The sequence below is a fragment of the Microbulbifer mangrovi genome (assembly GCF_002009015.1).
GTDB lineage: Bacteria > Pseudomonadota > Gammaproteobacteria > Pseudomonadales > Cellvibrionaceae > Microbulbifer > Microbulbifer mangrovi.
Genome location: NZ_LZDE01000229.1, coordinates 1 through 11,118, shown reverse-complemented (window position 1 = coordinate 11,118; position 11,118 = coordinate 1). Strand labels below are relative to the sequence as shown.

Sequence of the window (11,118 nt, the reverse complement as noted above, 5' to 3'; positions counted from 1 at the left end):
CTCCCAGCTGAGCTATAGCCCCAAATATGGGTGCTTTCAGTTGACGTTTCCGTCGAAAGCGGGGCGCATTTTAACAGTGCCCCGCTCCCTGTCAACAAGAAAAATAACTTTTTAATCAAATAGTTAGAGACCAGCTCGTCATGCCGGGTTTCACCGGCATGACGGAGAGGCTCAAGCGAGACTGGCGTACTCTTTGTCCCAGCGCTTCAGCACCTTCTTGCCGGCGCCGCCCAGTACCTCGATGGCCTGGCGCAGGCGCGCGCGGCTGAGGTCGGGACCGAGGAGTTCCATCGCATCCATGACCGAGAAGGACGCGGTGGTTCCACTGATGGCGACGAACAAGGGTGCGTTGAAGTCCTTGAGCTTCACTTCCATCTGGGTGGAGAGCTCTTTCATCGCCGCGAAGATGCTGTCCTTGCTCCAGCTGCGCAGGGCCTGCAGGCGCCAGAGGGCAAATTGCAGCAGCTTCTTCTGGTCATCCAGCTCCATCTTGTTGCCGGCAAAGCTGTCTTCGGTGAGCGGCAATTTGCCGGCGGCAAGGAAACTCACCAGCGGTGCGAAGTCGCCGAAGGTTTCCATACGGCCCTTGGCGTGGGGCAGGACCTTGAGCAGGTTCTCGCGGTTCAACAGCCACTGCTGCAGGCGATCGGCGAGCTGGGCGTCTTCCAGTTCGCGGATCCACAGGCCGTTCAGCCAGCTGAGCTTCTCCACATCGAACACCGGGCCACCGAGGGATACACGCTGGATGTCGAAGTGCTTAAGCATCTCGTCCAAGGTGAACTTTTCGCTCTCATCGGGCATGGACCAGCCCATGCGGCCGAGGTAGTTCAGCAGCGCCTCGGGCATAAAGCCAGCGCGCTGGTAATAGAGGATAGAGGTGGGGTTCTTACGCTTGGACAGTTTGGTCTTGTCCGGGTTGCGCAGCAGCGGCAGGTGGCACAGCACCGGCATTTCCCAGCCGAAGTATTCGTACAGCAGCTTGTGCTTGGGCGCGGAGTTGATCCACTCCTCACCGCGCAGTACGTGGGTGATTTCCATCAGGTGATCATCCACCACGTTGGCCAGGTGGTAAGTGGGCATGCCGTCGGACTTGAGCAGGATCTGTGCATCCACCTGGGCCCAGTCGATCTCGATGGTGCCGCGCAGCAGGTCTTCCACAACACAGGTGCCACTCTCAGGCACGTTCATGCGCACCACGTAGGGCTCACCTGCAGCCTTGCGCTTTTCCACCTCTTCCGCCGGCAGGGCCAGGTCGCTGGGCTTCAGGGTTACGCGGCCAGCTTCCTGAAGCTGGGCGCGCAAGTGATCCAATTCTTCCGCTGTGCGGTAACAATGGAAAGCGTGGCCTTTGGCGACCAGCTCGTCGCAGTGCTTCTTATAGATGTCACCGCGCTCGCTCTGGCGATACGGACCGTGGGGGCCGCCCACATCCGGGCCTTCCTGCCAGTCGAGACCCAGCCAGCGAAGGCTGTCGAGAATGGCCTGCTCGGATTCCGGGGTACTGCGCGCCTGGTCGGTATCTTCGATACGCAGCACAAACTGGCCGCCCTGCGCCTGGGCGAAGCACTGGTTGAACAGCGCGATATAGGCAGTACCTACGTGGGGATCACCGGTGGGGGATGGAGCAATACGGGTTCTTACGGTCATAAGTCGCCTGATTGGGTTGAGTTGGCAGGTTTCGAGGCGCGGCATTATATCGCCGCGACCGTAGGTCGCCCAGTGGCAGGGAAAGATGGCGCGAAAACCTGTATTTCCAACCCAAACGGACTATCGAGCATAGAAATTATATATTTTCAAAAAAATCCGTGACTCGAGTCACAGAACCGGTATTATCGCCTCATTGTCGTTCAAGCTGGAGAAAAAACCGCCAACTTGTTGTAAACGACGCCAAAAGTGTGCTCAAAGAATGCACACGGAACAACGACAACACATCAAGAATCAGGACTTTGAACAATGAACAAGTGTTTTGCTGCTGTCGCCGCCTTTGCTTTAAGCGCTACTGCACTGACCGCTTCTGCCACCCCGGTACAGGGCGATGTCGATGATGCAGCCTCCCAGGGCAGCTTCGATATCATCCTCAACGTAAATAGCGCAATCGTCGTAAAAATGCTCGACGACATGACACTGACCGTGGATGGCGCCACCCCGGACGCCCCCATTGTTGGCCGCGAAAATATCTGTGTGGGTGGTATCGGCCATACCCAGTACACCGTCAACCTTTCCAGCACCAATGGCGGTCTGGACACCGGTGTTTTCCAACTGCTGGGCAACGGAACCACTCCGGACACCATGAACTACAACGTTGCCTTTGCTAACAACGTTATTGATACCGCCACTGGTGACACCATCGTAGCAAGCTCCGGTGACATCGACGCCTCACCTTACGCACTGGCAGATAACCTGTCTTGTGCCAGCGGCGAGAACGCTCAGGTCATCGTTTCTGTGCCCGCAGCCGAATGGCAAGCGGCAGTTGACGCAGTCTACGGTGACACCCTGACTGTAACTGTTGCCGGCGAATAAGACGGGAAAAAGCGCCGGGGTCATAACCGGCGCTTTTGTTCCATGCGATGAAGCGCTATTTCGCGGTATGTGTTTCTTCACTACTGCTCGGAGCCCAAAGCGACGTGGCACTCAGTGCCGCCGCAGCAGCGTTTACCCTTGAAACAGCAGCCCCAGCAGGTTTTGAAGATCTCACCGAACCAGAAAACCTGGTTGTAGACGTCTATTTCGGTGGCCGCCCCGTTGGCAGCACTCAGGTTACTGTGGATTTGCAAACGATTACGTTTGTAAATCCACTGGCGGTACTTGGCCTCTTGCCGCAATCTCCGAAACCGGAACTCGTTTTATCCGCATTGAGCGAGGCGCAGCCACGAAACTCCCATAAAGTCTGTCGCCTCAAAAGCCAACAGAATTGCGGTTACCTTGTGCCCGAATCTTTGGCGGTCATTTATGACGACAGTCGTTTCCGGCTGGATATCTTTGTAGCCCCTGAACTCCTTCCCAAGCAGGCCGCGATCGATACGCCGTATCTGCCGGACGCCACCAGTGACTTCTCTTTTATTCAGAATCTGACCGGTGCCTGGTCGGGGGTAGAAACCAATCTGGGACAGACGACCCGCAGTGCATCCCTGTTCGGCACATCAATTTTGAGCTTTGGCGAGAGCGGTCTACACAGCCGTTGGTCAGCTACGGATGAAGGCAACCCGTTTGTGCACGAACTGCACTGGACGCGGGACTATCAGGGTAAGGCCTACTCTCTTGGACTGATACAGCCGGAAAGCTATTTCAGTAGTTTTATCCCCTCCCCTTACCTCTACGGAGTGCACTACCGCAGCTCGAACAACAGTCGCGCCGACAACTTCTACCGCGAAGGTACCCCGCTGGAGGTAAACATGCCTACCCGCGGGCGGGCGGAAATCCTCCGGGAAGGCCGACTCATCTACAGCACCATGCTTGAGGCCGGTAACCAGCTCCTGGACACCAGTAACCTGCCCGGCGGCGCTTACGAGGTGGAAGTCCAAACCTATGATGAGGGTGGGCGACCGCTGGGACGCTACACCCAGTTTTTTGCCAAGGATGCCCTGCTTCCACCCGCTGGGGAATGGAGCTGGGAAGTACTCGCGGGTAAACCGGCGAGAAGTACCGAGTTTGATACGCTGCCGGAACAAGCGGAAGCCTATTATCTGAAAGGCAGCCTCGCCCGGCGGATCTCGGACAATGCGGGTCTATTCAGCACACTTGCCTCTTCGGATTCCCAGCAGGCACTGGAACTCGGCACGCGCTGGTTGCAGGAGCACTTTGAGTTTTCGCCGAGTGCGATTTACGGCAGTGACGGCAGCCGCGGCTATCGTTTACTTGCGCAGCTGCATACCCCCTATTTTGACCTCGGTGCCAGTGAAACTCGCATTACAGACTCCCCGAACATCACGGGCGATACCGGCACATACAACATACTTACGCGAGACACGTTCAATCGTAACGTGACGTTGAGCAGTGCCATATTCGGTGGACGGGCATCGATTCGCCACAGCGAAAGTGACCGCACTCGCGCACTGGACTCTCCCGACATCATCCTGGATGGTAATCTTGCTCGCGGACAGAAGCTGACGACCTTTGAATTCCAGCGCAACCTGTTGCGCACGCGCTCCTGGTACGGGGACTTCAGCTTTTCCCATAGTATTGCCGACAGCGAACAGCAGTTGACCGCAGTCACTTTCCAATTCCGCCATCGTGGCGATCGCTGGAGTAGTGGCAGTACTTTGCGTTATGACCGAGACGAATCGGGAAATGGTTTTGCCCGCGCAGGAATGAGTAGCAGCTGGAATGATCGCGACCTCTGGGCTTACGATGTTTCCCAACAGTTTTCTGCGGAAGCCTCTGCAGACAATACCTACCTCGGCAGCCAGACCCGTGTTGCCGGCCGGCGAGGCTATGGGACCTCGACCCTGAGCTATCGCGATAACCGCGACTCCGGTTTGCGTACGACCAACTACCTGGGCAGTTTCAGTACCTCGCTGATGAGTTCTGGGGATACCTTTTCCTGGGGCGGCGAACGCACTCTCAACAGCGCGGTGATTGTAGATATCATTGGGTCCGAAAATGAGGATTTTGAAATCCTGGTCGACGGTGCTCGCCGGGGTTATGCCAAGGGCGGTACCCAGTCTGTCATCAGCCTGCCAGCATTCCGCACCTATAATTTATCTTTACGGCCACTGGCCGACGGTTTCCACGATTACCGGGAAACCTATGAAACCATTACGCTATACCCCGGAAACGTTGCTACTACGGATTACGCGGTGCAAACCGTCATTCTGGTACTGGGCCGCCTGATGAATGGCGACCAACCCATGGTAAACACCAAAATTTCGATTGGTAAATACGCGGCAGTCACGGACGATTTCGGTGTATTCCAGATTGAGATTCACGGCAAACCCAAAACCCTTCGGGTGCCTCCGGTGCAGTGGGGCAAGTGCGAGGTAGCGATACCAGAGCAGACTGCCAACGAGGACTGGATCAATATCGGTATTGTGGACTTGGCGACAGCCCGCTGTCCCGATGGGCAAACAAGAGGAGCAATCTATGCGGCGAAATAACGCCCGCCACCTTGTTTTGCTCGCGCTCTTGCTGATGCTGAAAACAACAGCGACGCAGGCACAGTCCAGCAATCAGGATCCCTGCGGAGATGGCTCCGGCATCATGCCTGTACCTGATAAAGCACTGGGCGTGTGCGGACTTGACGACACACAACAGGTGTTGGAGTACGAAGGAGACCTGACCATTCCATTTAGCATCCGTAGCTGCTGGGCAGATTGGGAGGGCAATGAGTGGTCCACAGCCTACTGCGACAAATCCCGCGACTACACCATTGAAGTAACGGGTCCCTCCCTGAATCAGGCGTTCCTGCTGAGTGGTCCCGGCGACGACATACCCGTATCGTTAAAATTTCATCATCCCGCAGTTACGTCGACCGCGATTATTCCCGGCCAGGAAACCAGCACCCGCTTTCGCGGTGGCGCCAATGGCCAGCAGACTCCGGTGAGTTTTTCCATAGAGCCAACTCCCTCGACGGCACCGGTGCCGGGAATTTATCGCGGAACACTGCAGTTTTACCTTTACCAGTGCAACCCGTGGGGAAGCCCCGACGATCCTTACAACCCGATCATCTGTAAAGGATCGAGCGCTTCAGATAACAGAACGGAACTGGCACTACCACTGTCCGTAGATATCACGCTGGTCGTTGGTGCAGGAATCCGAATCAGCGGGCTAGAGGATATGGTGCTGCAAATGCCGGCCCCAGGAAATGATATCAACGCACAGCAAAGCTTTTGCGTGTATACCACGGCCTCGACCAAATTTACCCTCAGGGCCGACAGCCTGAATGGCAGCGGACAGTTTTTACTGGGTGGCGCCTCCGGCACCGACACCATTGCCTACGAGATCAACGTGCAAAGCGAAAAGCCGCCAAAAAAGAAGGCAAAGCTAACGGAAGGGGTATTCACACAAAAAGAATGGAATGGGCACTCCTCGGCAGACTGCATCGGTTACAGCGATGAGAACATGCTGCTGGACCTGACGATTCCCGCAGCCAACCTGAACAATCCCCAGGACTACCAGTACACCGACACACTAACCCTGACGGTTGAAATGCAATAATCCCGGTGCTCGTCAGCCCAAATGTTTTACAGAGGGAGCTTGAGCCTCTCCGACTCGCGACCACTTCTGGCAAGCAGCTCCAGATAGCCCCCGGCAGTGAAATCCCCTCCCAGAGACAGCTTTGCTCCGCTGTAAATTCTTCCCGCCTGCTCCACCGGCGCGCATTGTGTTGAGGTCTTGCAGTACTGGATATCGCTGACCTCTACGTTGACATTACCGCTATTGGCTATCGCCAACTTGTTGCCAGCGCCCTCTTCAAGTGACAACTTGTATTGAGCGGATTGTGGCTGGATAAAAATAAGCGCCTGATAGGCCACCAGAATCTTTAAAGCTGTTTTATCGGTTTTGATATCCCCCACCACCGGCTTGAACGTCACCCGATAGACCTTTTCCCTATCCAGCTCCTGCTCGAGGGACATCAGGCGAAACCGCTTTTGCTCCCCCGCGGGAATCACGGCTTTGGAGGGGCTGACGAGTAGTTTGAAGTCTTTCGGGTCGATCACACGCACCCGCTTCTCATCGGGCTGACCGGGATTGTCTACCCGGTAGATCTCCGTCTGCAGGTACAGGGTTTCATTGTCGGGATTGGTAACCACGATGTCTTCACGTGAGTTGGGCTTGTCCTCCAGATAGAGAATGATCTTATCCAGGGACATGGCCGCCCACACCGGCTGGGCCAGAACTAGCAATGTTGCAGCAAATAAATGTTTCATGGCCGACTCACAGCTTTTTGAAATAGTCTGACGCCATTTTAAGTGCTTGCAGGGGATTAACAACCGCCGTTAGTACCGCGGAAGAAGCCACTCTTCGGGCGCTACTCGGCAGTAATCAGCAGATATCCCCGGTCACGCTTTTCCACTCGAGCAGTATCCAGCGGAATGCAGTCGCGCACATAGGGATTACCCCGGAGGCGGGCCAGCGGTTTGCGGGTATCGGTTGATCGCGCTGAGCCGGAGCTGCGCCAGCTCACCTGAAGAAAACGGGCCGGAATATGCATGAGGCACAGGGTTTCTGCGCCAGCGGCGTCTGTTCTGACACGCGCCCGGGATGGGATGGAGAGGGTGATTCTAAGAGAAGCGGTGGCAGTTTTGCCCGCGGTGGAATGCCCGCTCATATCATCCGCCAGAACACCAGGTGACCTGCAAAGCACTAAAGCCAGCAGAGCGACAACAACGCCATAAAAAAACCACCACTCCGGTAAAGCGGAAACCCGGGCCAAACCGCAAACCTCTTACTCAGTACCCCTGACGCTTTCAGCATAGAGTGCTGAACCGGATACCGGTGCCTGGCACCCCCACACAGGGCAATCCCGAGTAACGATTGACGCCATATGCCGCTTGCAACCCACTCCACACCAACTATTTTTCAATTAGAGATTGTGCTGTATCTCCCCCACCTGAATTCACACAATAAGGCCGCTCCCGGCAGGAACGCACATCGATGTTGATTGCGCATTTAGGCGACAAAATTCACCACCCGGAAAACACCCTGCCCGCGTTTGAGGCTGCGCATGGCCTTGGCGCCTGTGCCATCGCCACCGAAATTCAGTTCAGCAAGGATCACACGCCCTGGTGCTGTGCCGGCGAGGGTGTTGAGCTCTGCCGATCCGGTATCTCGACACCGCTACACCTGTTGAAAGACAAGGATCTGCAGACATTACCGCTGAGCAGCTTTCAGCTTATGGTGGAGTGGGCCAACCGGCACCGGCATCTGGAGTGGTTTGTGGAGATAAGTCCGGCCACGCTGGAGATGGTGAAGCCGGAGCTGGCGATCCGGCGCTTGCTGGATGAAATCCACGGTTCCACAGATCCCTTTGTCATTCTCACCTCAGACCTGCGCAGCCTGCGCCTGGCCCGTAACCTGGGGTTTGACCAGGTAGCACTGCGCGTACCGAACGTGGGCCGCAGCCTTTCCCCAGAGGTGGTGACCCTTGCGCCAGATTACCTGTTGATAGATCACGCAGCGGTAGATTGCCAGGAACTGCCACCGGGCCCCTGGCAATGGGTGGTGCACGAGATAAACACTGCCCAGGGCGCCGTACATTGGCATCACCGGGGCGCACACCATATCCTCACCGGAAACCTGCCACTGCTGATGCGCTCCCAGGAGGCGAGCAATGTCTACGGAATATGATGTTCTGGTAGTCGGCGCGGGTATCCAGGGCGCGGGGGTGGCGGAAGCCCTCACCGCGGCCGGCCATCGCGTCGCCATTCTGGAACAGGAATCCGTGGCGTACGGCACATCCTCTCGCTCCTCCAAGTTGATCCACGGCGGGCTGCGCTACCTGGAGAGCGGACAGTTTTCACTGGTATACGAGTGCCTGAAGGAGCGCCGCTGGCTGCTGGCCAACAAACCGGATCTGGTGCATATGGTGCCCTTCCTGATCCCGGTTTACCGGCACAGCCGACGCCCCACCTGGAAAGTCCGCCTGGGACTCAGTATCTACGCCCTGCTGGCCGGGCTGTTTTCTTCGCAGGCGCGCTTTCGCTCCGTGAGCCTGCAGGATTACGAGGCCCTGTGCGGGCTGAACAATGACGACCTGCTGGCGGTATACCGCTATTACGACGCCCAAACCGACGACGCGGCGCTCACCCGCGAGGTTATCCAGACCGCAGTGCGCAGTGGTGCCGAGTTGATCTGCCCGGGCAGCCTCGTAGGTGCTGAGGTGACCGACAAGTTCGTGCGTGTGGATTACTTCCACAAGGGCCAGCTCAACACCCTGCACTGTCGCGCGCTGGTCAACTGCACCGGCCCCTGGGTTGAAGAAACCAACAGCAAATGCGCTCCCAGTGCCAAGCTGCCGCCCCTGGAACTGGTGGCTGGAACCCATATCCAGGTGCCACTGAAGCTCGCCAACAAGATTTTCTACGTGGAGGCGGAAGATGGACGCGCGGTGTTTGTGATGCCCTGGCAGGGCGAGACCCTCGTGGGTACCACCGAGCGCCCCTATCACGGCGATCCCTCAGAGGTAACACCCACACTGGAGGAAAAGGCCTACCTGCTGCGTACTCTGAAACAGTATTTCCCGGAAACCCGGCCATTGCAGCTCAATGAACTGAGCGATGCATTTGCCGGCTTGCGGGTACTCCCCCACGCTAGTAGCAATCCGTTCTCTCGCAGTCGCGAGACCATGATCTGCAGCGATAACGACAAACACCCGCGCATTGTCGCCGTTGCCGGGGGCAAGCTCACCAGCTACCGGGCGACCGCACGCAGCGTGGTGAAGAAACTACGCCCCATGCTGGCGGCAGAACAGGACTGGACCGCTGCCGCGCCACTCCATAAGAGCGATACCCCCGTGGATGCCAAAGAACGCAATCTCTGACATTCCATCTGGCAGCGGCAAGCCACAGCCTCGCGGCGTTCTCTTGTTATACTGCGCGCTGATTTACCGTCTGATCGCTGTTTATGCCCCACTCTGTTCAAAACCCCGCATCCGCTAATCCGGCGCCCTCCCGCCCCGCCACTTCCGGCACGGCGACGGCCGTCTCGCATCGTTTCTGCACCGCCCCCCTGATGGACTGGAGCGACCGCCACTGCCGTTATTTCTGGCGGCAGTTCAGCAAGCATGCGCTGCTGTATACCGAAATGGTTACCACCGGTGCCATCCTGTTTGGCGACAAGGAAAGCCACCTGGACTTCAACGTAGAAGAGCAACCGGTAGCGCTGCAGCTCGGCGGCAGTGATCCGCAGGATCTGGCGCGCTGTGCCGAGATTGCCGAGCAGTGGGGTTACAGCGAGATCAATCTCAATTGCGGCTGCCCCAGTGACCGGGTGAAGAAGGGGCGTTTTGGCGCCTGTCTGATGGCGGAGCCGGATCTGGTGGCCGAGTGCCTGGGCGCGATGAAAAGCGCGGTTTCCATTCCGGTGACGGTGAAGCACCGTATCGGTATCGACGATATGGAAGATTACCCGGGCCTGACCCGGTTTGTGGAAGCCCAGGCCGAAGCGGGTATCAGCACCTTTATCGTGCACGCGCGCAAAGCCTGGCTGAATGGTCTGAGTCCGAAAGAAAACCGCGAGGTACCACCGCTCAAATACGACATGGTGTACCAGCTAAAACAGGACTTCCCGCAGCTGGAAATTGTCCTTAACGGCGGCATCAACACAATTGAGGACTGTCGCGAGCATCTACAGCAACTGGATGGTGTTATGCTCGGCCGAGCCGCCTACCAGACGCCGGGTATATTGGCGGAAGTGGATGCAGCGCTGTTTGGCGGCGAGCCGGGACCGACGCCGGCTACGGTGATCGGCAATATGTTGCCGTACATCGAACGGGAACTCGCGCGCGGACAGCGTCTCAATCACATTACCCGACATATGATGGGACTGTTTCAGGGCGTGCCCGGTGCACGGCGTTTCCGCCGCCACCTGAGTGAGCACGCACACACCGCTGGCGCGGGGCCGGAAGTGCTCGAGCAGGCACTGGCACTGGTAACAGATGCCGCGTGACGGCGCTATAGATTGGACCGAATGATCGAAAGTTAAGGAAGCAGGGAAAATGAATAAACTCGAACAACTCAAACAGCGCAGTCTGGTGGTTGCGGACACCGGCGATATTGAAGCCATCCGCCGCTATCAGCCCGAAGACGCCACCACCAATCCCTCCCTGCTGTACAAGGCCGCGCAGCTTCCCCAGTACGAACAGCACCTGAAAGACGCCCTCACCTGGGCCGAGAAGAAAGGCGGCGATGTGATTGCACTCGCGTCGATGAAACTGGCGGTCGCTATCGGCCACGAAATTCTGCAAATTGTGCCCGGTGTGGTTTCCACGGAAGTGGATGCGCGCCTGTCGTTCGACACCGCGGCGAGCATCGATTACGCCCGCCAGCTGATCGCCATGTACGAGCAGGCGGGTGTGGCCCGTGAGCGCGTGCTGATCAAGCTCGCCTCAACCTGGGAAGGCATCAGCGCCGCTTCCGTGCTTGAGCGCGAAGGTATCCACTGCAACCTGACCCTGCTGTT

General features: G+C 57.4%; 10 protein-coding genes. 7 read left to right on the top strand and 3 right to left on the bottom strand.

Going from position 1 to position 11,118, the window contains the following annotated elements:
• Nucleotides 1-171: 171 nt before the first annotated feature.
• The gene (gene gltX, locus B4U49_RS03235) at nt 172-1,647 is read right to left on the bottom strand and encodes a glutamate--tRNA ligase (protein ID WP_078083139.1); all 1,476 of its coding nucleotides are present in this window, start codon (nt 1,645-1,647) and stop codon (nt 172-174) included.
• Nucleotides 1,648-1,953: 306 nt separating this feature from the next.
• On the opposite strand from gltX, the gene B4U49_RS03230 reads away from it, so the two are divergent.
• The 3 genes from B4U49_RS03230 to B4U49_RS03220 all read left to right on the top strand — a co-directional run bounded on the left by B4U49_RS03230 (nt 1,954) and on the right by B4U49_RS03220 (nt 6,153).
• A complete protein-coding gene (locus B4U49_RS03230; RefSeq protein WP_078083138.1) occupies nt 1,954-2,520 on the top strand; it encodes a hypothetical protein in 567 nt (188 codons plus the stop codon).
• A 404-nt stretch (nt 2,521-2,924) separates the two neighbouring features.
• Entirely contained in the window at nt 2,925-5,093 is a 2,169-nt protein-coding gene (locus B4U49_RS03225) for a TcfC E-set like domain-containing protein (protein ID WP_239692455.1), read from the top strand.
• Nucleotides 5,080-6,153: a hypothetical protein gene (locus B4U49_RS03220; protein WP_078083136.1), complete on the top strand. Its 1,074-nt coding sequence runs from the start codon at nt 5,080-5,082 to the stop codon at nt 6,151-6,153. The genes B4U49_RS03225 and B4U49_RS03220 overlap by 14 nt, the downstream gene beginning before the upstream one ends.
• A 26-nt stretch (nt 6,154-6,179) precedes the next feature.
• Here B4U49_RS03220 and B4U49_RS03215 read toward each other — a convergent pair whose 3' ends face one another.
• Together B4U49_RS03215 and B4U49_RS18795 are read right to left on the bottom strand one after the other, a co-directional pair.
• On the bottom strand, nt 6,180-6,866 hold the full coding sequence (locus tag B4U49_RS03215) for a fimbrial biogenesis chaperone (protein WP_078083135.1): 687 nt from the start codon (nt 6,864-6,866) through the stop codon (nt 6,180-6,182).
• A gap of 101 nt (nt 6,867-6,967) precedes the next feature.
• Nucleotides 6,968-7,267: a hypothetical protein gene (locus B4U49_RS18795; RefSeq protein WP_143735502.1), complete on the bottom strand. Its 300-nt coding sequence runs from the start codon at nt 7,265-7,267 to the stop codon at nt 6,968-6,970.
• 326 nt (nt 7,268-7,593) lie between these two features.
• Between B4U49_RS18795 and B4U49_RS03205 the strand changes: the two genes are divergently transcribed.
• The 4 genes from B4U49_RS03205 to B4U49_RS03190 form a co-directional block, all read left to right on the top strand.
• On the top strand, nt 7,594-8,286 hold the full coding sequence (locus B4U49_RS03205) for a glycerophosphodiester phosphodiesterase family protein (protein WP_078083133.1): 693 nt from the start codon (nt 7,594-7,596) through the stop codon (nt 8,284-8,286).
• Nucleotides 8,270-9,478, top strand: a complete 1,209-nt coding sequence (locus B4U49_RS03200; RefSeq protein ID WP_078083132.1) for a glycerol-3-phosphate dehydrogenase/oxidase — start codon at nt 8,270-8,272, stop codon at nt 9,476-9,478. The genes B4U49_RS03205 and B4U49_RS03200 overlap by 17 nt, the downstream gene beginning before the upstream one ends.
• 191 nt (nt 9,479-9,669) lie before the next feature.
• Nucleotides 9,670-10,605 carry a tRNA dihydrouridine(20/20a) synthase DusA gene (dusA, locus tag B4U49_RS03195; protein WP_239692456.1) on the top strand — a complete coding sequence of 312 codons (936 nt, stop codon included), beginning with the start codon at nt 9,670-9,672 and terminating at the stop codon, nt 10,603-10,605.
• A gap of 49 nt (nt 10,606-10,654) precedes the next feature.
• Nucleotides 10,655-11,118 (top strand): transaldolase family protein (locus tag B4U49_RS03190; protein WP_275078274.1); only part of this gene is annotated, 464 nt, incomplete at its 3' end.